Annotated in this window: 25 protein-coding genes; 11 read left to right on the top strand and 14 right to left on the bottom strand. The window is 55.1% G+C overall.

The window, feature by feature from the left end; translation table 11 throughout:
• From Q3F21_RS15875 to Q3F21_RS15855, 5 genes are all read right to left on the bottom strand, one after another.
• Entirely contained in the window at positions 1-477 is a 477-nt protein-coding gene (locus Q3F21_RS15875) for a chemotaxis protein CheW (RefSeq protein WP_340254840.1), read from the bottom strand.
• Positions 478-571: 94 nt separating this feature from the next.
• Complete coding sequence (locus tag Q3F21_RS15870) at positions 572-892, bottom strand: AzlD domain-containing protein (protein WP_340254837.1); 321 nt, start codon at positions 890-892, stop codon at positions 572-574.
• Positions 889-1,629: an AzlC family ABC transporter permease gene (locus Q3F21_RS15865; RefSeq protein WP_340254835.1), complete on the bottom strand. Its 741-nt coding sequence runs from the start codon at positions 1,627-1,629 to the stop codon at positions 889-891. The genes Q3F21_RS15870 and Q3F21_RS15865 overlap by 4 nt, the downstream gene beginning before the upstream one ends.
• On the bottom strand, positions 1,626-3,050 hold the full coding sequence (locus Q3F21_RS15860) for a PLP-dependent aminotransferase family protein (RefSeq protein WP_340254833.1): 1,425 nt from the start codon (positions 3,048-3,050) through the stop codon (positions 1,626-1,628). The genes Q3F21_RS15865 and Q3F21_RS15860 overlap by 4 nt, the downstream gene beginning before the upstream one ends.
• 153 nt (positions 3,051-3,203) lie before the next feature.
• Positions 3,204-3,725 (bottom strand): ADP-heptose synthase, encoded by a 522-nt coding sequence (locus Q3F21_RS15855; RefSeq protein ID WP_340254831.1) that lies wholly within the window; start codon positions 3,723-3,725, stop codon positions 3,204-3,206.
• Between the two features lie 131 nt (positions 3,726-3,856).
• Between Q3F21_RS15855 and Q3F21_RS15850 the strand changes: the two genes are divergently transcribed.
• Positions 3,857-4,540, top strand: coding sequence for a TerC family protein (locus Q3F21_RS15850; protein ID WP_340254828.1), 684 nt, complete (start codon positions 3,857-3,859; stop codon positions 4,538-4,540).
• A 121-nt stretch (positions 4,541-4,661) separates the two neighbouring features.
• Here Q3F21_RS15850 and Q3F21_RS15845 read toward each other — a convergent pair whose 3' ends face one another.
• Both Q3F21_RS15845 and Q3F21_RS15840 read right to left on the bottom strand, forming a co-directional pair.
• Positions 4,662-5,750: an HD-GYP domain-containing protein gene (locus tag Q3F21_RS15845; protein ID WP_340254825.1), complete on the bottom strand. Its 1,089-nt coding sequence runs from the start codon at positions 5,748-5,750 to the stop codon at positions 4,662-4,664.
• Positions 5,751-5,901: 151 nt separating this feature from the next.
• Positions 5,902-6,525, bottom strand: coding sequence for a MerR family transcriptional regulator (locus Q3F21_RS15840; RefSeq protein ID WP_340254822.1), 624 nt, complete (start codon positions 6,523-6,525; stop codon positions 5,902-5,904).
• Positions 6,526-6,737: 212 nt separating this feature from the next.
• On the opposite strand from Q3F21_RS15840, the gene Q3F21_RS15835 reads away from it, so the two are divergent.
• The 3 genes from Q3F21_RS15835 to fabI all read left to right on the top strand — a co-directional run bounded on the left by Q3F21_RS15835 (position 6,738) and on the right by fabI (position 8,595).
• Positions 6,738-7,472: a ZIP family metal transporter gene (locus Q3F21_RS15835; RefSeq protein WP_340254819.1), complete on the top strand. Its 735-nt coding sequence runs from the start codon at positions 6,738-6,740 to the stop codon at positions 7,470-7,472.
• 76 nt (positions 7,473-7,548) lie between these two features.
• Positions 7,549-7,716 (top strand): hypothetical protein, encoded by a 168-nt coding sequence (locus Q3F21_RS15830; protein ID WP_340254816.1) that lies wholly within the window; start codon positions 7,549-7,551, stop codon positions 7,714-7,716.
• A 105-nt stretch (positions 7,717-7,821) separates the two neighbouring features.
• On the top strand, positions 7,822-8,595 hold the full coding sequence (fabI, locus tag Q3F21_RS15825; RefSeq protein ID WP_340254813.1) for an enoyl-ACP reductase FabI: 774 nt from the start codon (positions 7,822-7,824) through the stop codon (positions 8,593-8,595).
• Positions 8,596-8,748: 153 nt separating this feature from the next.
• Here fabI and Q3F21_RS15820 read toward each other — a convergent pair whose 3' ends face one another.
• Positions 8,749-9,651, bottom strand: coding sequence for a LysR family transcriptional regulator (locus Q3F21_RS15820; RefSeq protein ID WP_340254810.1), 903 nt, complete (start codon positions 9,649-9,651; stop codon positions 8,749-8,751).
• Positions 9,652-9,774: 123 nt separating this feature from the next.
• Between Q3F21_RS15820 and Q3F21_RS15815 the strand changes: the two genes are divergently transcribed.
• From Q3F21_RS15815 to Q3F21_RS15805, 3 genes are all read left to right on the top strand, one after another.
• Positions 9,775-11,040: an FAD-dependent oxidoreductase gene (locus tag Q3F21_RS15815; protein ID WP_340254807.1), complete on the top strand. Its 1,266-nt coding sequence runs from the start codon at positions 9,775-9,777 to the stop codon at positions 11,038-11,040.
• A 90-nt stretch (positions 11,041-11,130) separates the two neighbouring features.
• Positions 11,131-12,366, top strand: a complete 1,236-nt coding sequence (locus Q3F21_RS15810) for an MFS transporter (RefSeq protein WP_340254804.1) — start codon at positions 11,131-11,133, stop codon at positions 12,364-12,366.
• On the top strand, positions 12,326-13,180 hold the full coding sequence (locus Q3F21_RS15805) for a methyl-accepting chemotaxis protein (protein WP_340254801.1): 855 nt from the start codon (positions 12,326-12,328) through the stop codon (positions 13,178-13,180). Before Q3F21_RS15810 ends, Q3F21_RS15805 begins: the two co-directional genes overlap by 41 nt.
• A gap of 143 nt (positions 13,181-13,323) precedes the next feature.
• On the opposite strand, the gene Q3F21_RS15800 is transcribed toward Q3F21_RS15805, so the two are convergent.
• Together Q3F21_RS15800 and Q3F21_RS15795 are read right to left on the bottom strand one after the other, a co-directional pair.
• Entirely contained in the window at positions 13,324-16,002 is a 2,679-nt protein-coding gene (locus Q3F21_RS15800; protein ID WP_340254798.1) for a UvrD-helicase domain-containing protein, read from the bottom strand.
• 106 nt (positions 16,003-16,108) lie between these two features.
• Positions 16,109-17,521, bottom strand: a complete 1,413-nt coding sequence (locus Q3F21_RS15795) for a hemolysin family protein (RefSeq protein WP_340254795.1) — start codon at positions 17,519-17,521, stop codon at positions 16,109-16,111.
• 209 nt (positions 17,522-17,730) lie between these two features.
• Between Q3F21_RS15795 and Q3F21_RS15790 the strand changes: the two genes are divergently transcribed.
• On the top strand, positions 17,731-18,366 hold the full coding sequence (locus tag Q3F21_RS15790; protein WP_340254792.1) for a YitT family protein: 636 nt from the start codon (positions 17,731-17,733) through the stop codon (positions 18,364-18,366).
• A gap of 30 nt (positions 18,367-18,396) precedes the next feature.
• On the top strand, positions 18,397-19,314 hold the full coding sequence (locus tag Q3F21_RS15785) for an MBL fold metallo-hydrolase (RefSeq protein ID WP_340254789.1): 918 nt from the start codon (positions 18,397-18,399) through the stop codon (positions 19,312-19,314).
• Here the strand turns inward: Q3F21_RS15785 and Q3F21_RS15780 are convergent.
• Complete coding sequence (locus Q3F21_RS15780) at positions 19,275-19,643, bottom strand: hypothetical protein (RefSeq protein ID WP_340254786.1); 369 nt, start codon at positions 19,641-19,643, stop codon at positions 19,275-19,277. The two genes, Q3F21_RS15785 and Q3F21_RS15780, sit on opposite strands and share 40 nt — an antisense overlap.
• 105 nt (positions 19,644-19,748) lie before the next feature.
• Here Q3F21_RS15780 and Q3F21_RS15775 point away from each other — a divergent pair, with 105 nt between their 5' ends.
• Positions 19,749-20,600 (top strand): PHP domain-containing protein, encoded by an 852-nt coding sequence (locus Q3F21_RS15775; protein WP_340254783.1) that lies wholly within the window; start codon positions 19,749-19,751, stop codon positions 20,598-20,600.
• A gap of 356 nt (positions 20,601-20,956) precedes the next feature.
• Here Q3F21_RS15775 and Q3F21_RS15770 read toward each other — a convergent pair whose 3' ends face one another.
• Positions 20,957-21,358 (bottom strand): GNAT family N-acetyltransferase, encoded by a 402-nt coding sequence (locus Q3F21_RS15770; protein ID WP_340255027.1) that lies wholly within the window; start codon positions 21,356-21,358, stop codon positions 20,957-20,959.
• Positions 21,359-21,709: 351 nt separating this feature from the next.
• Positions 21,710-22,219, bottom strand: coding sequence for a 2'-5' RNA ligase family protein (locus tag Q3F21_RS15765; protein WP_340254780.1), 510 nt, complete (start codon positions 22,217-22,219; stop codon positions 21,710-21,712).
• 159 nt (positions 22,220-22,378) lie between these two features.
• On the opposite strand from Q3F21_RS15765, the gene Q3F21_RS15760 reads away from it, so the two are divergent.
• A complete protein-coding gene (locus tag Q3F21_RS15760; protein ID WP_340254777.1) occupies positions 22,379-22,537 on the top strand; it encodes a hypothetical protein in 159 nt (52 codons plus the stop codon).
• Positions 22,538-22,539: 2 nt separating this feature from the next.
• Here Q3F21_RS15760 and Q3F21_RS15755 read toward each other — a convergent pair whose 3' ends face one another.
• Entirely contained in the window at positions 22,540-23,244 is a 705-nt protein-coding gene (locus tag Q3F21_RS15755) for an alpha/beta hydrolase (protein ID WP_340254774.1), read from the bottom strand.
• Between the last annotated feature and the right edge of the window lie 217 nt (positions 23,245-23,461).

The following is a 23,461-nucleotide window of genomic DNA, read 5'->3' as shown; positions in this document are numbered from 1 at the left end:
TTATTTTTTCCACGTGGAAAAGATCTCGTCCACGTCGAGCAGCATAATCAATTTATCCTGCATACGGGCAATCCCGTTCAAAAATTTCCCATCGACTCCGCTCACGATCGCAGGAGCAGGCTCGATCAGCGAGGCGGGGATGTGCACAACCTCCGAGACCGCCTCCACGACGATGCCGACATTCAACCCATCCAGCTGCAGGTCGACAAACCGGCTCTCTTCGGTGAGCGGCAGCGGCTCCAGGCCAAATATTGTCCTCAGGTTGATGATCGGCAAAATCCGCCCGCGCAGGTCAATGACGCCTTCGACGAAAGGAGGAGACTTGGGAAAACGGGTCACGGGCAAAGGCTTGATGATTTCCTTTACCAGCGAAATCGGCAAGCCGTAGTACTCTTTTCCCATTTGAAAGAGAATGGAATGAACCGTGCTTTCTTCTGTGTTCCATTCCGCATCTCCGTGCAGTTTCACCGTTTCCATTACATGGTCCCTCCCAAAATCCTTTTGCAAAACTATACCCCTATTGTACCACGGTCAAACGGGATGGGGAGGGAATTTTTCTCAAAACCGTCTCCTACCAGGAAAACAGACCCAGCGAGACGGCCACTACGAGCCCGAGGCTTACGCCAAAGCTGAGGAACACGTTTTTGCTGAGGGCCATTGCCCCTAAACAGACAAGGCTGGCAACCAGCAGCATGGGCTGGATCACAAAGCTTCCGGACTGCACGAACAGGGAAGGAAAAATCAAAGAGGCAAAAATGCCCAAAGGAATAAAGCTGAGACCGTTTTTTAAACGGGCGGAAAAATGCTTGCTCGGCAGACGGAGAAACGCCCTGCGCGATATATAGGTGAGCACGCCCATCATCAGGAACAGGAAAAGGGTCTGTGTCGTCATGCCGATTCAACTCCTCTCGTCTCTTCGGCGGCAGTCTGTTCTCCGTCATCCTGCGATGGCCGGAAATACCCGATGGCAAAGGCGAGGCATCCGGCGATCAGCACAGGCAAGCCATTGGGAACCACGAACGACAGGCCCACAGACGCCGCCCCGCACAGCAAAAAGGCAAAGATGCGAATGAGCGAAGACAGCTGGTAATAGGCGAGGGCAAGGAACATGGCCGTAAAGCTGAAGCCGAGTCCGAGCGAAGCCGGATCAGGGATCCAGGCGCCTGCTGCCGTCCCGATCCACGTGCCGCCGCACCAGCCAGCGTATAGCGCAACGCTGACGCTGAGAATGTAGGGAACATCGCTCTCGCGGTGGCGAAACCGGTTCAGCGTGAGCGCGTACTGCTCATCCGTGAGAAAAAAGGCCAGTCCATTTACTTGCGCCGTGGAAAAACGCTGGTAATGAGGCGAAATAGACAAGCCCATCAGAAAGTGGCGCAGGTTTAAAAGACAAGTCGTTAATAGAATGGCCCAGACGCTTGCCTGCTCGGCAATCAGCGAGCTGCCGGCAAACTGCGAGGCTCCGGAGTAGACAAGCACCGACATCGCGATGCTTTCCCAGGAGGTAAGACCGGCCTGCCCGGCCAGCATTCCGAAGATGGCTCCGAATACGATATAGCTGGCTGTGATCGGCAAGGCGTCGATCAGGCCTTCCTTCCAGCTGGCAGATGAGGGGGATGCCGTTTTCATGTTTGCAGCTCCTTTCGTTGTTGCAAGACCTCAGCGATTATTTTCATGCCGCGATCGATTTTCTCCGACCGCTCGTGGGTAAAGCAAAGGCGGATGTAAGGCTGCTCGGCCACCCGGGGCAGGAACATGTCGCCGCAGGTGAAGGAAACGCCTCGCTGCAAGCAGCGGGTCATCAGCTTGCGCGGGTTGATCTCTTCCGGCAGGGAAACCCAGTAATAGAATCCGCCCCTGGGGCGCTCATACCGAATTCCCAGCGGGAGGAAGCGGTCCAGGTGGCTTTCCATGATGGCAGCCTGTTTGCTGTACTGCGAGCGAGCGTTTTCCAGGTGCGGTCTGAGCGCATCGTCTCGCAGGTAAGCGGCCAAAGCGAGCTGGCCAAGCGTATTTGTCGTGGTCGACAGCTCCTTTAAACGCGTCAGCAGCTGGACGAAGGGGCGGTTGGCCGCCACCCATCCGATCCGCAGCCCCGGAAACAGCAGTTTTGAAAACGTGTTCAAATAAATGACATGACCCGACTGATCCAGCGCTTTTAACGCGGGAGGCGGCTTATTGCCGAGATGGAGATGACGATAGGCATCGTCCTCGACGATGGGCAGCCCGTATGTTTCGCTCAGGGCCAGCAGCTGCTTCCGCCGTTTGGCCGACATCGTCCAGCCGGTCGGGTTGTGATAGGTCGGTACGGTGTACAGGAAACGCGGCCGACAGTGGGCCAGAATGCTCTCCAGCACGTCTACCCGGAGGCCGTCTGCATCCATCGGGACCGGGACAACCTGCAAGCCGAGCGATTGAAAAAGCTGCAGCGAACCGAAATAAGTGGGCATTTCCGTCAAAACGAGATCGCCTGAACGAGCCAGAAGCGAAGTGATCAGGTATAGTCCTTCCTGGGAACCGCTGGTGATGACCACCTGTTCCGGCGAGGAAATTTGCTCCATGTCCATCCAGTCGACAAGGCGCTCCCGAAGCTCAGGCAGCCCTTGGACGGAGGTGAAATAGTAGGAGTGAAGCTGCTCTGCCGTACTTTTGACATAATCGGAAAAGCGGGAAGATTCCAGCGTATGCTTGCCGCCGTCGCCGTGGGCAAAATTGATGATATCCGGGTATTTGTCTGCCACGCCGAGAAGTTCGGCCATATGGGAGGGAGCGGCGGCAAGCGTGTCAAAAGCGCGATTGTGCCAGTTGACTCGGTCGCCGGCGGGAGCGGGAGCGAGCGCCACCACAAAACGGCCGCTTCCCATTTTGCTTGCAATAATGCCTTCCGCCTCCAGCTCCGAATAAGCCCTGACGATCGTATTGCGGCTGACCCCCCGCTGCAGGGCCAGTTTTCTTTCGGGTGGCAAAGGGGAGCCAATTGCCAACTCTCCACTTAATATTTGATAGCGCAATTGATTGTAAATTTTTGTATAAATCGCTTTGCGCCCCATACTGTCGCCTCTTTTTCACAGGTCTATTGCTGAATACTATACGCCCTTTCGGAAAGGAATAAAAGAGCCAATTTTCAATCAATAAAAAGCCAAAAAACCGGAAAGGCTGAGTAGCCTTCCGGTTTTGGGCGCTTCGCTGACAGCGGACCGTCCTTACGGTTCCCGCAGTTCTTGTAAAGAGATGCCTTGTTCCAACGCAAACTCAAAGTCGTCAATATCGTAAAATTGCACCGGGACGACGTATTCCAGAATGCGATCCTGAAAATCGGGCTGGTCCGTGATCAATGGAATTTCGAACCGCATCGCGGTAAGCAGCAGCTGGGTTTCCACCGGATCGAACAGTTCGCCCCACATCTCGTTGTCATCCACCTTTACCACGTGCAGCGTGACACCGTTCGGAAATGTGAAGGGAATCGTCGACCAGGGAGCGATCAATCCTTTTTCCAGGCGCTTGCGGTTAAACGGATCGTCAAAAAACTGACTCATCTCTTTCATAACCCTTCGTACATGCATGTCATCTTCCGTGTCCGGCATGATCGGCTCGGGACTGTGAGTGAATTCCTCCAGCTCGTAAATGGTCGACGAAGGGATAAAGTAATCTGCAGGTTGCGAAGGAGCCATCAATTCTCCGTAGATGGCCAACATGATCGCTTCGATAACGAATTGCTTCGACATTTCGACAACCCTCCTCGTTTCCATCATACTGAAATAAGAGGTTGACAACAACCCTGGACAGGCATAGGATAGGGATTGTTTTTTTACCCGGCAAACGTGGCACACTACTCACCAACAAGGAGGCGCAGGCATTGTTGGACACAGGGTTTTTTTCGGCGCTTTTGCTAATCATCACGATTAATATTGTGTTGAGCGGGGACAATGCGGTCGTGATTGCCATCGCTTGTCGAAAGCTGACGCCGGCGCACCGGAAAAAGGCGATCTTTTGGGCGACCGGTCTGGCTATTATTGTGCGTATTTTGGCTACGGCACTGGCCGTCTATTTATTTACGATTCCATATCTGTACTTGATCGGCGGGCTTATTCTCGTCTGGATCAGTTACAAGCTGCTGCTTGAGGATGACGGAGAAGAGCAGATCAACGCGAGTGAAAGCCTCTTTCAGGCAGTCAAGACAATCGTGATTGCAGACGTGATGATGGGGCTGGACAATGTGCTGGCGATTGCGGGGGCGGCTGGCGGAAATATGGTCCTGATTATTTTGGGACTGGTCATCAGCATTCCGATCATGGTATTCGGAAGCCAGCTGATCTTGAAAGCAATGGAACGGCTGCCCTGGCTCGTTTACATCGGATCTGGCATATTAGCTTGGGCGGCAGCCAAGATGATTTTTGAAGAAAAAGTGGTAGAGGGCTGGGTAGAAGGTCTGAGCGGAGCGGAAACGGCGATTAAGATCGCGATCGTTGCGGGCGTGCTGCTTCTCGGGTTTATCCAGCGGAAACGAAGCAGCGGCAATAAACCGGCAGAGCAAGCGTGATTGTTTTCTCTGCCAAAGGAAAAAGCTGGGACATGGAGCCCAGCTTTTTGTGTACAAGCACGAAATGCTTGCATGACGGTATTTGAATCAGCAGGCAGACTTGTTTCGGCAGCCGTCATTTTCACACCGAGCCGATAATCGTTATGCTCACAAACTCCTTGTTGTACAGGTCGATCTCATAAGGTGAGGCCACAGGAGAACCGTCCGGCTCCTGCAGAATCCGGACGGTCGGCCGATTTACAGCCAACGGGTTTACCGCCGACACGACGCCGATCTGCCCTGTATTGAGCGTAACAGTCGAAGCGATCGGATATACGGCGACATGCTGCAAAAACAGCTTGACCAGTTCCACATCAAACAGGCTGTTCCCTGCGGCAAACAGCAGCTCTGTAGCCTCGCTCGGCGAGTAGCTGTCCCGATAGGGCCGCTTCGAAATCAAAGCGTCGAACACATCGGCGATCGCCACGATTTGCGCGTACTCATGGATGTGCTTGTCCGCTAACTGGCGGGGGTAGCCTGTCCCGTCGTAGCGCTCGTGATGCTGCAGCGCGCAGTGGGCGGACAAAAGCGAGATGTTGTACTGGCTGCGCAGCAGGTTGAAACCATCTTCGGTGTGGTAGCGAATCCGCTGCCGCTCCTCGTCGTTCAGCTCTGTCCGCTTGTTCCACAGTTCCTTCGGCAGCTGGGTCATCCCGATATCAAACAGAAGCGCGCCGATTCCAAGCTCCATCAATTGCTGCTGGTTATATCCCTTGGCCAGCCCGATAATCCCGGCAAGCACGGACACATTGACGGCGTGATGAAAAAAATAACCGTCCAGTACGTGCAAATTGCAAAGATTGACCAGAATATCCCGACGGCTGCTCAGATCGGTCAGGATTTCCCCAAACACCTTTTGAAAGGTAAGGCCCAGATCAGGAATAGAGGTGCGCCGCTTCAGGACGGACTTCTCCATCAAGCCGGACATGGTGGCATAGACTGCATCGACTGCGTGTTTCCGTGTTTCATCTCGAATGGCATCTTCCGGGATAATGTCGTCGGTATGCTTGTCTTCAATATAAATCGTGTCAATTCCCAGATTGATCAAGCGCTGAATATACCGCTCCGTCAGCTCGACACCTTGTCCCAACAGAACATTGCCATTTTCCAAAAAAATCGTTTTGGCGATGGTTTCTCCCGGTTTTGCAGAGTGGATGCTCACTTTTCTCACAAACGAGGACTCCTGTCTCTTTGTGTATATACATACAAAATTCTGAAATAAGAACCAGTTCGAATAGTAAAAATATAGCACAAAAGACTTGGTTTTTGTCACTTCTTTATTACAAAAGAAGGACTTTTTGTCTGTGAGAAAAGCCTCATTTCTACTGTCCCGCCGTGATATTGCGGTTCGAACGGGTAAACCAGCGGAAGGGATTGAGGGACCAGCGCGGTTGATGCCGGTCGAACCGTTCCTTCCGGCGAGTCAGCCGCTGCTGCATCAAATCCATCTCAAAGGTAACCCGCCTCATTTCAAGCCGGAGCGATTCCTGCTTTTCCTCGATGTCCGCCATTTTTTGCAGAATGTTTGACTGCAGCTGGTTCATTGTGGAGAGCTGGGCCAGCTCCTGCTGAAAGTGGACGATGGCCTCCGAGACGCTCATTTCCATTTCCTGCATGGATTGAGTCAGAGCGTTTGGCCCGGAAAGGGAGAGGGCCTGTCCGTCGGCGGCGGCCACCTCGCTTTCTGCCGCCATGCACTCCGGAATTTTGCCTTCCTCTATCATTTGCCGCTGTATCTCTCGCAAAGAGTGATTTCCCTCGTCTTTTCTCTGTTTCACCTCGCTCAGCAAGGAAAAGCCCGCCTCGCTGATCAGGTAGTGACCCTGCGGATTCTTCAGCCGCTCCTGGGCCGGAACGAACATCTCCAGCCAATTTCTCAGCGTCCGCACATGAACATCCAGTCGATCTGCGACTTCTTTGGAAGCCATCCATACTTGCACATCCATTCGAATCACTCCTTTTTTCCCCTTCAGGTATTCCCGGTGGCCTCATTATAGCACCATTTTTTCCCGGAAAACGCTTGTCGACAAAGGTTCTAAAAACTAGTGCTATTTCGGCTAATTCGGACAGGCTGCCGCACTCTGTCGAGACACATAATGACCCGGACAGGCGCGTAGAATGGAAGGGATACACCAGGTAGAGAAGGGAAGGCGGTCCCATGCAGCCAGTCATCCTTGCCGTCCTGCTTGGCGCCGCGGCGGCAAGCAGTATTGGCGGGTTTTTGCTCTGTTTGCGGTCGTGGTCGGAGAAGTCGCTTCTGGCGATGATCAGCACAGGAGCGGGCCTGCTTTTGGCGATTACCCTGTTGGATTTGCTTCCCCATACGCTGCTGGCGGGAAGTACGCGGGTGATGCCCTTTGTCCTGATCGGCTTTTCCTTCTTGTTTTTGCTGGACTGGATGGGGCATGCGGGGGAAAACGCCAGGACAGCGGGATCGGCCCGGATCGTTGGCGTGTTGTCCGGCTTTTTGCTTCACTCGTATGTGGAAGGGATCTCTCTTTTAGCCAGCTTCTGGATGGATGAACGACTGGGGTGGTCCGTGTTGTTCGCCATGCTTCTGCATAAAGTGCCGGACGGTGTGACTGTCGCGTCTCTGCTGCTTGCCGTCACGCGCTCGCGGAAAAAGGCGTTCTGGGGAGCGGCGGGACTGGGAGCGGCTACCTTGGCAGGGGCGCTCAGCTTCCAGATCGCGGAGCCATTTTTGCGCGAGGGCTGGGTTCCTGTGATGATGGCGTTGACAACAGGCGTGTTTCTGTACGTCTCGGCCAGCCATCTCATTCCGTTTATCCTCCACCGGCAAAAAGGGGGGCAAGCGCTCTACTTTTTTGCCGGGATGATCGCTTACCTCTTGTTGATGACGCTTTTTCACAGCAGCGCCCATCTGCATGCATAAACACGTTTCCGGCTTGTTAGTCTAAGAACATGCTTTTTTGCAGCAAGAATCGATCTTCGAAAGGAGCTATGGAAACGTGGAACAAGACCAAACGATGTCCCGGACCGAAGAAGCGGCAGAAATGCAGGCGGAATTCCCGGCAACAGGAACACCGCTGAATCCCGTCGAAGAGGCGTGGGCATTTTCCAGTTCTGCTGCCGCCCCTGCCGACGAGCTTGCCCGAGCCATGCAGCAGGGAGAGTAATCTGCATTCGGCCTCTTTTCCGCGGTTTGTCCCCGAATTTGCTCGTAACCGCAGACAAGATCGGTTATAATGGCAGGGAAATACGTAGGAAGGGGCCGATACATAATGAATACCATGCTTGCAGGAAAAAATATCGTGATCATGGGTGTGGCCAACCACCGCAGCATCGCCTGGGGAATCGCCCAATCCCTGAGCAAAGCGGGAGCCAACCTGATTTTTACGTACCAGGGAGAGCGCCTGCGCGATAACGTGGCAAAGCTGACGGAAGAGCTGGAGCGCGAATCGCTGCTGATCAACTGCGATGTGACCAAGGATGACGAGGTAGAGGCTGCTTTTGCCGAAATCAAGGAGAAAGTCGGCGTCATTCACGGCTTGGCGCACTGCATCGCGTTCGCCAAAACCGAGGAGCTTGAAGGCGAATTCGTCAATACCTCCCGTGACGGCTACGCGCTTGCGCAAGACATCAGCGCATACTCGCTGGTCGCTGTCGCACGCGCTGCGCGTCCGCTGATGACCGAAGGCGGTAGCATCGTGACGATGACCTACCTAGGCGGCGAGCGCGTGGTGCCCAATTACAACGTCATGGGTGTGGCGAAAGCGGCGCTGGACGCTTCTGTCCGCTACCTGGCGAGCGATTTGGGCAAGGAAAACATCCGCGTCAATGCGATCTCTGCAGGCCCGATTCGCACACTCGCGGCAAAGGGCATTCGCAACTTCAACAGCGTGCTGAAAGAGATCGAGGAAAAAGCGCCGCTGCGCCGTACCATCGATCAATCAGAGGTAGGCGACACCGCATTGTTCCTGATGAGCCATTTGTCTCGCGGAATTACCGGCGAAATCATTCACGTGGACGCCGGCTACAGCATCATGGGTAAATAAAACACGGTTTCACCCCCCGAAACGGATGTACGCTTTCGTTTTCGGGGGGTTTTTGTCGTTTCATTTTTGTTATGGAAATTTCTGTTGGCTGTCTCTGATGCAGTTCGTGGAGGGAATGCCGCCCGTTTTGCTGACGGGTCGCGGCATGTGCTATCAGTGCCAGTCGTGCTCTTTTTGCCACTCCTGCAAAAAGCGGCAGAACGCGTTGGCGGCCGGAGTGAGGTGATGGCTTTGGGAGAGCGCAATGCCCGTTGTTTTGGTGAAGGGCTTCTTCAGCCTGACGACGGAGACGCGGGAACGGGGAAAGCGCTTGGCGACGCGATAGGTAAACAGGGCCACACCCATGCCCTCTTCAACCAATCCGCAAATCGTTTCAACCTGACTGCTCTCGACGATGACGGTCGGCGTAAAGCCGGCCTCTTCGCATGCCTGCTCACAGATGTTGCGCATGAAGTGGCTCGCCTTGATCGCGAGGAAGGGCTCGCCGGCCGCTTCACTCAAATCGATTTTTCTGCGCTGGGCAAGCGGATGGTAGTGGCTTGTCACCAGCACCAATTGGTCCTCCAGCAAGGGAATGTAGTGAATGTGCTCGTCCGCCTCGTGGTGGTGAGAAAAGGTCGTGAGGGCGAGATCGATTTCTCCTTCACGCAGCCACTGAAGCAAATGATCGCTGGTCGCTTCGAGTATCTCCAGATTGATTCCGGGATAGGACTTGCGAAAACCGGCGATAGCGGGCGTCAGTCCGAGGTAGCCGAGGATCGGTACGGCTCCGATCGTGACCTCCCCGCGATCCAGTGTCCGGTGGGCTTGCATGGCATGCTTGATACGTTCTACCTCGCCGATGATCCGCCTGGCGTATTGGATGAATTCCGAGCCTGCAGGGGTAGGCTGAATGCTGCGCGTCGTTCGTTCGAAAAGGACGATTCCGAGCTCTTCCTCGAGCTTTCTGATCTGCTGGGAGAGGGCAGACTGAGAGATGGAAATCGCCTCGGCGGCTCGTGAAAAATGACGATGCTTCTCCACGGCCAGGACATATTCAAACTGGTGGAGTTCCATATGCAAGTCTCCTTTGATTTATTAGTCCTAGTTATTAATGGTATCGGAAAGATCGATTGAACGAATAAACAAATGTTTTGTAAATTTGGGACAAATCAATTTCATTCAAAAGGAGACAGACAGATGCAAAGAAAGCTTACTTTTGATGTCGCTGTAGTGGGGGGCGGCGCGGCCGGTGTCGGGGCAGCCGTAGGGGCGGCCCAGGCTGGAGCAAGGACGATCCTGATCGACCGCAACCCGTATTTCGGAGGTGCGGCGACTCACAGCTCGGTACTGACCTACTGCGGGTTTTTTACGCAAGGAGAGCCGCCCGAGCAAATTGTCGGCGGCGTCGGACAGACCGTCCTGAATCATCTCGCCCGCTTGGGCATGTACGAAGGCCCGAGAAGAACGGCTCGCACGGGAACCGTAATCGTGCTGCTCGATCCGGAAGTGACCAAGCTGGCGCTGGACCGCTGTGTGACGGAAGCGGGGGTAGAGCCTTTGCTGCACGCCCAAGTGGTTGGAGCCGAGACAAGCGGAGGGAGGATTTCCGCGATACAGTGCGTGGATCATGCCGGCATGTTTGCGATTGAAGCATCCGCTTTTGTCGATGCCAGCGGGGAAGGCGATCTGGCCAGTCTGTCCGGAGGGGAGGTCATCTTCGGAAACACGGAAGGACATCTGCAGTCAGCCACGCTGATGATCCGGATCGGCGGAGTGGCGGCTGACGCCCATGCCCACCCCTTGCAGGTAGAGCAAGCCGTTCTCAAGGGAAAAGCGGACGGAATCGATGGACTGACCAAGGAGCTGGGGACAATCGTCCGCATGCCCGGAGGAAATCAGGATGTGCTCGCGATCCTGTGCGATGAAGAAGTAAATGGACTGGAAGCGGGCAGCATGACCAGGGCCGAGCTGTCCGGAAGACGGCAGGCGTGGGCTTATTTGGAAGCATTCAGACGCTACCTGCCCGGTTTTGAAAGCGCCTACCTGGTGCAGACCGGACCGCAGATCGGCATCCGAGAGACAAGGCATATCGTCGGCGAGTACACATTGACTGGCGACGACGTGCTTCAGGCGAGACGGCAAGCGGATGCGATCGCACGCGGCGGCTGGCCGGTGGAGCTGCACCCGGAACCGGGAAAGCCCAATGTCTGGCATGAGATCAAGGACAAGTCCTTTTACGATATTCCGCTCCGCTCGCTCAAGGCCAAAGGCGTAAGCAACCTGTGGGCCGCAGGCCGGATCATCGATTGCGATCCGCTGGCGTTTGCCTCCGCCCGCGTAATGGGGACGGCGTTTGCAACCGGACAGGCGGCCGGGGTGGCAGCGGCGCTTCACTGCCAGAACAGCGGCGGCGACTATCAGGCAGTCCGCTCTGAATTGCTCCGTCAGGAAGCGATAATATAAAAAAACACGAGAAATGCGTTATAGTTAGGTAGGCAATGAATTTAGTCATATTGAAAAAATATCAAGAAAATGAAAAGGAGTGAATACAGGATGAATGAACGAAGATGGCAGATGGGCGTTTTGCTCATCGTTTGGATGGCTTTTCTCTTCTCTTTTGTGGACAGGCTGTCCTGGCCGCCGATCATGCCGCTGGCTTCCCAGGATTTGGGGCTGTCCAAGGCGGAAGCGGGCAGCTATATGACCGCCTTTTACATCGGTTACGTAATCACTCAGCTGCCGGGCGGCTTGCTCACCGACCGGTTTGGATATCGCAAGGTGCTGCTCGGTTCGTTTTTCATTATGGGGCTGTTCACAGTCTCGATGGGAATGATCAATAGCTATCATACCGGCTTTGCCTTGCGTGTCCTCGCCGGCCTGGGGTCGGGTGCCGTTTTTTCCGCGTGCGTGCGGGCGATCTTTGACTGGTTCCCGGCAAAAGGACGGGGAACCGCGATGGGCTTTTTCATGACCGCCTCCTCACTGGGCGTCTCGGTAGTGAACATGTTTGTACCGACCGTCGCAGGCAGCTACAGCTGGAAAACGGCCTTTTTCGTGGCGGGAGCCTTGCCGCTCCTGGGACTTGTTCTCGGATACTTTTTCCTGCGCGAAAAAACCTCTGCCGCCGAGCAGCGGGCGCAGGGCGAATCTTCTGCTTCCTTCTGGAAAGACGTCGGACAGTTGTTTAAAAACCGCAATCTGATGGTTACCGGATTTTCCGGATTTTGCGCGATGTGGGCCACCTGGGGAACGGCGACCTGGGCCAACACGTACATGAACAAAGGCTTGGGCATCTCCCTTGTAGAAGCCGGCGTGATCATGTCGATCTACGGAGTAACTGCTCTTTTGTGCAAGCCGATCATCGGGATCTTGTCGGATGTGCTGAAGGTAAAGCGGAAAACCTTGCTCTTTATCGTTCTCTTCCTGTTTGGTCCGGTGCTGATGTGGTTCGCGATGACGACCAATGCCAGCATGCTCTATATCGCTGCGGCGATCCTCGGCATTGCTGCCTTTGTCTACAGTCCCATCATGAACAACTACATCGGCGAACTGGTTCCGCGGAGGCTTGTGGGAACCGCTACCGGCTTTGTCAACACGATTTGGCAGCTGGGCTCGCTTATCTCGCCGCTTGCTGTGGGTGCCGTGCTTGATGCGACAAACAGCTATTTCTTTGCATTTTTAACGCTGGCAATCGGTCCCTTGCTCGGGGCGTTCATCATCCTGCTCGTGAAAGAGGAAGCAGCCGTCGATGAGCTGGGGCCGGGACAAGCGAAACAGGCTGGTGCATAAATCCATGATTGAAAACGTTTTGGCAAGCATGCCTACATTGTCCCTGCTGTTTCCAAAGGCTACTGTAGCTCTTGCGGATTTGACCCACATCCGGTACTACCGGGAAGGGGATATCCACCTCGGCTTGACTGTCGGCCATGAAGTGAACCGGCAATCGATCACGTACAAGACGATTGAGACGGGGCAGTCGATCCGGCAGACCGTCCCGCAGGAAGCCTCCCGGTTTGGCATCGCGTTTCACGCCGTGAGCGTACCTGTACGGGACGAGGAGGGGGAGCTGAAAGGAGCCCTGACGCTGATCCTCTCCAGCGACCGGGAAGAAAAGACGGCCATCTTGTCGGAAGAGCTGGCTGCCTCCGTCGGGCAAATGACTTCATGGGCGCAAAACATCGCGGCTACAGCCCAGCAGCTCGCCGGCTCCATTGTGGAAATCAACACGAACTGCGAGACGGTGGTCAACGCCGTCGAAGAAAATGCCAGGGTCGTCGATATTGTCCGCAGCATCGCCAATCAGAGCAATCTTCTCGGACTGAATGCGTCCATCCAGGCAGCCCATGCCGGCCAGCACGGCCGCACCTTTGGCGTCGTGGCGGGAGAAATCCGTGCGCTCGCCGAACAGTCGCGCCATTCAGCCGAAAACATCTTGCTCGGCATGAACGACATGAAGCAAAAGGTGGCAACCGTGCTGAAAAAGGTGGAGGAGGAGGCAGCCGCGACCCAGGAGATGGCGGCGAGCATCGAACAGATCAATGCGGCCTTGCTGTCGCTGGAGGATATGGCCAAGCGCTTGAAAGAGCTGGCGAAATTTCAATAGCCAACAATAGAAGCCAACGATGAATAAAAGGCTCCCGTCATCCGCATGCTAGAAAAAACATGCGGAAGGGAGCCTTTGCCTTGTTTCCGATCATTACCAATATGGAAGAGTGGCTGATTCACATGGGCGGCGGCATCGACCGATTAACGGCCCATTTCGGAGATGAACCGGGAGGGCCTTGTTTTTCGTCCGAAGCGCTCGCGGGGGATACCGACACTCAGGGAGTATCTGGCTCTCGTAATGGCGACGTACAGTAGCCTCCGCTCTTCCTCAAGGGCGGCGTTGTTTCCTTTTCTCACGGCGTCCAGCGCGTACTCGTGAGGAAGGGAGCCTTCTACAAGATCGGGCAGAAACACGTGGTCAAACTCCAGTCCTTTTGCCCGGTGAATACTCAGGACGTGTACCCCTTCTCCAGGGAGTGGCTGAACCTCGCGCCACTCCTTTTCCTGTTGGACCATCCGCTCTATGTACTGGAGGAATCCGCCGATGCTCTCATGCCGTTTGGCCGCCGCCAGCAGCTGCTGCAGCTCCTCGCTCCAGCGTTCCCGTCCGCCATCCCGCTCTTTGGCCCGCTTTTTCAGATAATCGCGCAGCTTGCCGTCTTCGAGAATCAGCTCCAGCGCCTGGGACGGCGGGCATGATGCGGAGGCTGCCAGTATTTCGGCGATTGTTTTCAGATGCTTGCGCTGAAATGGCTTCCATTGGTTCATCCGAGGCAGCACGTGCAGAATCGGGACGTCCTCCAGGATGGCTTGACTGCGAACGGCGTTCCACATCTCCTGGGAAATATAGAGAGTGGGCAAAACTTCTTTCAATGCGGCCGAATCGTCAGGGTCAAGCGACAGGCGCAAGTAAGCCAGCGCCCAGCGAACGGTCTGCCGCTGGTAGAACGACTCCTCTTCCTGCGAATAGTGAAAGGGAATGCCGGCTTCGCTCAATCGCTCCAAAACAGGGCGGGCCGACTCATGGGTCCGGTAAAGCACGGCGCATTCTCCCACTGGCGTGCCTTCACGGATGCGGTGGCTGATCTCGTCAACGATCCGGGCTGCCTGCTCCTCTTCGTCGTCCGGCTCGAACAGATAGGTTTCGCCTTCTTCGGAGTGAAAGGAAAGGCACTCCTTTTGCCAGCGGGCCCGATTGTGGCCGATCAGCGAGAAGCCGAGCCCGACGATGGCAGAGTGGGAGCGGTAGTTCACTTCCAGCGTAATCGTTTTCGCCTGGGGAAAATCGTTTGTAAAGCCGAGTATGTATTGCGGGTCGCTTCCGCGAAAGCCGTAGATCGACTGGTCGTCATCGCCGATCACGCACAGGTTGTTCTGCGGCGCCGCCAGCAGCTTGACCGTCTCGTACTGGATGCGGTTGATGTCCTGGAACTCGTCGATCATCACGTGCGTAATCCGCTCCTGATAGCGCTGCAAAATGTCAGGGTGATCGCGCAGCAGCTCGTAGCAGCCGATCAGCATGTCGTCGAAGTCAAACCAGCCCGTCCGCCTTTTCGCCTCTTCGTAGTGCGGATAAAGCAGCTGCGCCAGCCGTTCGGCATCGTCGCAGGCTTCCCGCAACCCGGCTTGCTCGGGCAAAACGTACTCGTTTTTCCAGCGGCTGATGACCGCGAGCGCGTCCATCGCTTCGTTTTCCTTGCGCGGCCCGATTTCCGAGTGCGTGCCCATCACTGTGCTTTCGCGCAAAAGCCGCCATTTTTGCCAGTCCTTTTTCAGCAGCTTTTGCTGATCCCAGCGCTCCGGCTGATGAAACAAGAGCATCCGGTAGAAGATGCTGTGGAAAGTGCCGGCGACAAGCTCGCGCGCCTGCTGCACGGGAAGCTGGCGGGCCAGCCTGATCTTGATCTCCTCGGCAGCCTTGGTCGTAAACGTCACGACCATGATTTGACGGGGGGACAGACCGAGCTCGCGGATGAGATGGGAAGTCCGGGCGGTCATCACGCGCGTCTTGCCGCTGCCCGCTCCGGCCAGGATCAGCAGCGGTCCGTCCGTCGTGAGCACAGCTTCCCGCTGATGGGGATGAAGCGGCTCGTCGTGGCGCTCCGCCAAATGCTCGATAGCCTTTTTGGGCACCAGCCTTTTGCGAAACAGCGCCGGCTTGGGCGGAGGCGGCGGAGGGACTGTGCCGGAGCCTGTTTCATGGATCGTTCGCTTTTTCGGCAGGCGGAAGGAGCCGATTGTAAGCGTCTCGTTTTCTTCGGTTGTGTTGACTGCAAAAACTGGGGCTGCGGTGGCGAAGGTGGAAGCTTCGCCTGCAGAGGCGGCGGCTCCGTGTGCAGAGGCAGAAGCTTCGTGTACAGAGGCGGCGGCTTCGTGTGCAGTAGCGCCAGCCCCAGTTTCAGTAGCGGAAGTCCCGCTTGCGATAGCAGCAGCCCCGGCTACAGCGGCTGAAACGCCAGGCTCGGAACCAGCGTTCCCACGAGATCTTGCAGTCGATCCTGCTCCTGCTCCGGGAATGGCGGTAATCTCCGCTCCCCCGCCAATGGCTGTTGAGGCTGGGGCAGAAAGAGCCGGCGCTTCTGCAGCCGCTGCCGTTTCCAAAGAAGCCGCCAACGCCGAAAAAGCAGCCCGGATGGCGGGTGACGCTTCTGTCGCAAGCCACTCGGCGGGAGGCTCGTCCAATGATTGCCAGTCGCAGGTACTGCCGTCCGGATGCAAAAAGTGCGGGTCAAAGCTGACACCGGCATATAGCCGAAGAGGAGCGCCGCAGCGCAGGCACCGGACTTTTTCCCGTCGGGCGGCCAGGCGCCAGGCAGCGATCATGGAATATGTATCGGGTTGCAACCGGATCAGCCGGTCGTCTAGCTGTGCAAATTTCATCATGACACCTCGGGTGGAGAGGGTGTTGCGGATCGCTTCCGCACAATGAGGGAAAGAAGAAGTGCCCCCTGCGGGCAGGGGACACTTGCCTTCTGTGTGTGACAGGTCAGGACTGAGCGTGAAGCAGGTAGTTGTCTTCGCTGTCGTCCACCGCCAGTTCTTCTTCGCTCAGATAGGAGATGCCGACTCGCGTGATGCGGTGGTTCTCCAGCTCGGAAATCGTAAAAATGTAGTTTTGGTACCGGACCGATTTGCCTTCGGCTACTTCTTCGTTCAGTTGGCTGTAGAGCCAGCCAGCAATCGTGTCTACCTCATCCGAGTGAATTTCTACAGATATATAGTCGTTCAACTCCGTCAACAGCGTTTTCCCGGACACGGACAGCTCGTTATTGGAGCTTTCGATGTCAGGACGCTCATTCTCGTCGAATTCATCCTGAATGTCCCCGACGATCTCCTCGAGGATATCCTCCATCGTGATCAGTCCGGCTGTTCCGCCGTACTCGTCGATGACGATCGCCATTTGTGAGCGCCGCTTTTGCATGAGCCGCAGCACATGGCTGATTTCCATGGATTCCGGCACCGTCAAGAGCGGGCGGAGGAAATCCTTTAAATCCGCCTTTCCATTGGTCAGGGCAGACAGGTAGAAATCCGAGATGTGGACAAAGCCGATCAACCGGTCTTTGTCCTCATGAGCCACCGGAAAACGCGAGTGACGGGAATCCCGCATAATTGCCAAATTTTCGGCAAAGGTATTGTCGTCGTACAGACAGACCATATCGATGCGTGGGATCATGATTTCCCTGGCGAGACGCTCCGAAAACTCGAAGACGTTGTCCACCAAAGCCATCTCCGTCTGATCGATATGACCGCTTTTGTGGCTTTGATTGACCAAAAGCCGAATCTCTTCTTCGGTATGCGCCAAATCCGTTTCGGTCGCAGGCTCAATCCCCAAGCGGCGGATAAAAAAGTTCGCCGTTCCGTTCAGCACCCAGATCAGCGGATAGCTGAGCTTGTAGAAAAACATCAGCGGTCCAGCCGTCCAGAGGGATGCGGCCTCTGCCTTTTGAATGGCCAGCGACTTGGGAGCGAGTTCTCCGAAGACGATGTGCATGAAGGTGATGATTCCAAAAGCGATCGCCAGCGAAACAGGGCTGACCAAATAATTCGGCAGACCGAGTGAAACCATTACGGGTTCGACGTATTGGGATATAGCCGGTTCGCCAACCCAGCCCAAACCGAGAGATGCCAGGGTAATCCCGAGCTGGCAAGCCGACAGGTAGGCATCCAGCTGCTTCGTTACCTTCTGCGCATAAACAGCGGATTTGTTTCCTTCGCTCACCAGTTGGGCAAGACGGGTTTGGCGCACTTTCACCAGCGAGAATTCTGCTGCTACAAAAAAACCGTTGAGCAGTACCAAAAACACAACGAGCAGCAGATTCAGAAGTATCTCCCCTATCGGACTCTCCAAGAAAGTCTCCACCCCTCCGCCCGATGGCGAAAGGAGGAGATTCACCTCCATATTGTTATTCTCGTTTTGCGCTTTTCATTTCAATGTACGAATGCCAAGATGCAAACATTCGCACTGTTCGTTACAGGATAGTATACCAATAACAAAAGCAAACAGTCAAAACCATCCGAGTTTATCCGGCAGTTTTCAACGATTATACATACAAGGATTCGCGGGGACATAAAGATAATCGAGTAACCCTGTCCCTGGAGGCGAGAAAAATGGAATGGCTGGAGAAGGGAGCGGCGATCCTGGCGGGGAGCATCGGGATAGCAGTCGGCGTAAACCTGTTTCTCGTCCCGCACCATTTGATGGACGGGGGGATGATCGGGATCGGCCTCTTGGCGACATACTTTTTTCAATGGCCGCCCGGCCTGGTCATGATCGCTTGCAGCATACCTGTTTATGCGCTGGTGTTTGTCTATGATCGCCAATTGTTTTTTCATAGCTTTCACGGAATGCTGATCGAAACGCTGATGATCGACGTGTTTGCCCCGCTCAGGGCGTGGAATGACTGGTCGCTCCCGACATCCAGTGTTATCGGGGGAGCCTTGATCGGGGCAGGGACCGGGCTCATGCTGGCCTATCAGACCAACACAGGAGGCACCGACCTGATCGCACAGTTTCTGGCGCGGAGGTCTAAGGTGCCGGTGGCGCTGTATATCCTGCTGATAGACGGAATCATCGTTTCTTTTTCGCTTCCCGCAGTCGGGATCGAACGAGCCGTTTTTTCGATGTGCACCATCCTCGCAGTGGCCGTTTTTACCCACGGGTTTTACAACTTCCGATTCAAAAAGCCTCCGTATGTCGTAATCGGACCGCTTGGCAGGGAAGCGCAGCGAAGATGGAGAAACTAAGAACAAACAGGAAGAAACGAGGGAGATGAAATGGCACAGCATACGTTGGAAATGGTGTCCGAAGCGGTCGGATACTTTCCCGGCAGCGTCAATATCGGGTTTGTTCAGGGCAAAACAGGCGCGATCCTGATCGATTCCGGCCTGGATACCCAGACGGCCAAAAAGATAAAGAAAGGGCTGGACGCGATCGCCCAGCCGCTCAGCGCGATTATTCAGACTCACGCCCATGCCGACCATTTTGGCGGCAATGCCTATCTGTTATCCTGCTGGCCTGATGCGCAGGTGTACGCTCCGCCGCTGGAGGAAGCGATCATCCGCTATCCGCTGCTGGAGCCCATTTACCTGGGCATGGGAGCGCAGCCGCTGGATGAGCTGCGCAACAAATTTTTGCTTGCCGAAGCATCCCGCGTCGACCACCTGCTGCCGACGGAGGGCCGCGTAAATATCGATGAGGTCGAGTTTGAAGTCATCCCCCTTCCCGGACACAGCTGGAATCAGGTCGGATTGGCCGCAGACGGCATTTGCTTCAGCGCCGACTGCTATCTCGGCGAGGAAACATTGAAAAAGCACAAGCTGCCTTTTCTGGTCGATGCGCACGAAACCTTGCTAAGCCTGGTCAAGCTTTTGGAATCGAATTACCGCGGCTATTTGCCGGGTCACGGGCCATATACCACCTCTCCGGAAGCTGTTTTGACGCAGAACATTCATTGTCATCGCAGGCTGTACGGGATTATCGAAGAAATTTTGACGGAAGAGCGGACACTGGAGCAAGTGCTGGCGCTAGTCTGTGAGCATTTACAAATTTCCATTGAGAACGCGACGAGCTACGTGCTCTACCGTACCGCGCTGATGGGCTATTTCATCGGATTGTTAAAGGAAGATCGGATTCGGTACCGCTTTGCGGCAAATCAGTGGTTGTGGGGGAAACAAGACGGCCTCGATAGGTAGTCCCCGATTTCAGCCAGCTTGTGCTCGGCGGCTTGGCGTATTTCCTTGGGAATAAAGGAATACTCGTCTTGTTCGGTATGAATGATCAGTCTTGCCTCAAGATAGGGGTGGCCCAATTTGACGGTCATCTCACCGGTGTCGGACGGCTTGCTCACAGGGTTGGCGGGAATGCGGAGAAAATAAGAACTGCTGGTGGCGGAATCGTAAATAACGACGTCATAGGTGGGGGTGTCCCCGCCAGATGGGGAAAAGCCCTGCTGCCGCAGCATCTTGTCGACAAAGGAAAGCGGCTGGACGACACCGGTCAGGTTTTTGCTTTTTAACCGCATGGACATCCTCCTTGGCAGTTGTAGTAAAAGCGTTTTGCCTAATCATATGTGGGGGAACCCGGATTCAGAATGACGGACAAGGGGAAAGAAGGAGAGAAAACTTCGATGAACAAACGAGCGGATTTGCATACACACACGCGGGCTTCAGACGGCACGTGCGAGCCGCATGAAAACGTGCGACTGGCGGCAGAAGCGGGTTTGGCTGCCGTGGCCATTACGGATCACGACACGGTGGCGGGTATCCCGGCAGCTTTGGAAGCAGCCAGTCAGGGGAGACATGCCGTTGAAGTCATCCCTGGCGTCGAGGTGAGCTCGCTGGCGCGTGGACAAGACATCCATGTGCTGGGGTATTTTATACCGTATGAGGACCAGGCTTTTCTCAAAAGGCTGTCCGGACTGCGCGATACAAGACATGAGCGCAACAAGTTGATGATCGCCCGCCTGCAGGAGCTTGGCATACCAATCACGCTGGAAGGCGTCTACCGGCGCAAGACAGGCGAAGACAAAAACATCGGCCGGCCGCACATCGCGGAGGAGATGATCGAGCTTGGCGTGGTGAAATCGATCGACGAAGCTTTTGCCGTTTATTTGGGGAAAGAGGGGAAGGCGTACGTCAACCCGCCGCGGATTAGTCCTCAGGAGGCGATCACGCTGATCAAGGAAGCGGGCGGCGTCGCTGTGCTGGCCCATCCCGGGTTGTACGACGACGATGAGCTTGTGCAAGAGCTGATTGCCTTCGGTCTGGATGGCATCGAGGTGTGGCACCCGGATAATAGCCCGGAGCAAAGGGAGCAGTATCAGCGCTGGGCCGAGGAGCATGATCTGGTCATGACCGGCGGCTCGGATTTTCACGGCTGGCGCGGCGAGGAGCCGTTTCACGCGATGCTCGGGACATATACCGCGCCGAATGATGCGGTGGAGCGGATGCGGGAGATTGCGAGCAGGCGCAGGAGGTAATATTAGTCGCAAAAGAAACAAAACCCCGCATACCGGATGCAAGTGCTCCAGATGCGGGGCTTGTTTGTTTTGCGACGAAGCTATTGTAAGATGTCGAACCAGATCGGTTAGTTGCGACGTAGTGAAAGTTCTTGTTAAGGCAAGAAGAGGGGCTTGGAGTCTGTAGGACTGCAAGCCCGTAAGCCCGTACTAACGAAAGGCTGCGACACAGCGAGACTGCATTGCTGCAAGAATACATTGCTTGGAAGACTGAAATAACAGCAAGACTGAAATAACAAAAAGACTGTCTTCTTGACACTAACGCGACACCAAAAAGTTTGGCCGAACCAAGTTTTCTTCAATCTGGGTTTCCTTGGCTAGATCGCTTTCTCCATCGCAATATGTTCAATTCCTGCTTCCTCAAACACTTCTCCCACAGGAGAGTAGCCCAGTTTTTCGTAGAAACGCTGCGCGTGGGTTTGCGCGTTCAGCTTGAGGCCCTTGAAGCCTTGGCGGCGGGCTGTCTCTTCCATCGCCAGCATCAGCAGGCGTCCGAGCCCTGTTCCTCTTTCACTGGACAAAATAGCCACTCGTTCCACTTTTCCAATCCCGGGTGTGTAAGGGCGAAGACGGCTTGCTCCAACGGCCTGTTCACCTCTGTAGACGACAAAATGGATGGTTTCGGAGTCGATCCGGTCGTGCGAATCAATCTCGATTTCCTCTGGAACCTGCTGCTCTCTAATGAAAACAGCCCGTCTCACTGAAAGGGCGCTTTGCATTTGCTCGTCGGTCTCGGCCTCTTTGATTTGGTAGAGGTTGCCGGCGTTGTCGCTGTTGGCGTCGTTAGCGTTGCTTGCTGCACGACTGCTGGGCTCGCCGCTGACCTGGGAGGCACTGGAGCGGCTTTGGCTGTCATGGCCCGCTTGACTTGATTGTCCTCTCTTGGTTGAGGTGCCGGGCCCAATCGAGTGGGTTGCCTGTTTTCGGTTGTCTGTTTCGCTTGTTTGGAAGGTCTTTGCTTGTGTCAACGTTTTTCTTCCTTTCCTGGCGCTGGCCGCGATGCAGTATCGAATAAAAAAGGAAAGACCCTCCCGCAGAAGGGAAGGGCGTATGGGGGATAACCCATAGTTTTATTTTTTCAGCAGGAACGTCTGGTATACACTCCAGATGCCGTCTTCCAGCTCGTAAATGAGGTGGAAGCGGTCCACATCGGTGGAGAGGTCAAACTTGACCATGCTCAATTGCCCGGTAATATCGCGCAGCTCATCATTGGAGAGCTCCCGGCCAATCGTCAGATGCGGCACGAATGCGTACGTTTCCTTTTCCTGAACGACTTTCTCCACGATCTTGGCGTGCAGTTTTTCAAAAGGCTCCTTGTTTTGGACCGCTAAATAGATGACGTTGTTGGTCGGATGGAACGAAGAAACCCGGTGAAAATTGGCAGTGAAGGCTTCCGTAGAATTGGCAACCAGCTCCAAATGACTTACCAGATGGGGCAGCTGAGATTCGTCGAGTTCAAACGCTTCCTTCAGGCGAATATACGGCGGGATCAAAGAGTAAGCTGGATCGTAACGTTTGCGGTATGAGTTGGCGACTTCCTGCACCTTGCTGGATGGAAATACAACGATACTGTACTTCATGTGAATCCCTCCTCTATTTTTCATATATGACCCATGGAAAAATCCAATGAACTTATTTTAACAGAAAATTCTCCATTTGTGTAATCTTATGCGTCAGCCTGTATATTCTTCCCCGCTCGGGACAGACTGTTAAGGAGCAGGGAGGTGCTATATTCAATCGTGAAAACAGCTATGATGATCATCTTCATTTTTCTCGTTCTTCTGCTGCTGTCCCTCCTTACCTTTTCCCTCATCGCCGCAATCCGCAAAACCGAATTCGATGAGGCGTTGGTCTCCCCGGGAAAAGAAGAAGGTCCTCAGGAAGAACAGACAAGGTAAGTTTACCCGAAAAGCGCAGGAAGAATGCGCCGCAGGTTGGCTTGCCAATAGCCCCACGTGTGGTCACCCGCAAAGGTCTCATAGGCCAGGGTGACCGTTTTTGTTTGCAAAATGTCGCGCAGATCTTCGTTCGCGCTGAGCAAGTCGAGGGTGCCGCGGGTTGTCTCTACCGCTGTTTCTTCGAGCCCAACCTCGAGATAGATATGCAGCGGTACGGGGATGGCGGTTTCCTGCAACCGGCGGTTGAGGGCTGTGTCCATCGCGGCGGATTGGCAGGCCGCCTGGCCAAAGGTGTGAGGATAGGAGAGCGCTGCAAACAGCGAGACGACGCCTCCCAGAGACTCGCCTAAAAGCGTGCGGGCCGTGCCGAGCGGGTGGGTGGAGTAGCGGCTGTCAACGGCGCCGACGACTTCGTCCGCGAGAAAGCGCAGGTACTTTTGGTGTTCTCCCCCGTCCGGATGGTAGCGGGCATAGCGGCGGTCTTTGTCTACGGGAAGGAAGACGGCGATGAGATCAGGGATTTCCTTTTCCCGGTGCATGTCTTCGAGCAGGGTGGCGAGACGTCCCATCGACAGGTAGTCGTCGCCGTCCTGGACGTACAGGACCGGATAGGAATAGAGCGGGGAATATCGCTCCGGCAGGTAGACGAGGAGACGTTCCGTCGTCCCCAGGTGTTTGCTGGTGAGGATCAGTTCGTCAAGGGCCACTGCGTTGTCCTCCTTTGGGGTGTTGGTTTTACTGTAGCAGAAAGGGAAGGGGGAGGAAAATAGGTTTTTGGGTTGAGGGGAAGGGATGGGCGAATTGCTGGGGTGTGGGTGTTGAAAGGTGAAATTGTTAGGGGTGGTTTTCGTATTATACAGTCGTGTGGGGGGCTGGGGGGAGAGGTGTTTTTTGCGGAGTGGGGGGAGGAGGGGAGCCTTTCGG

It is taken from the genome of Brevibacillus borstelensis (assembly GCF_037834415.1).
Classification (GTDB): Bacteria; Bacillota; Bacilli; order Brevibacillales; family Brevibacillaceae; genus Brevibacillus; species Brevibacillus borstelensis_A.
The sequence above is the reverse complement of the archived record's forward strand: the minus strand, read 5'-3'. Positions and strand labels throughout refer to the sequence as shown.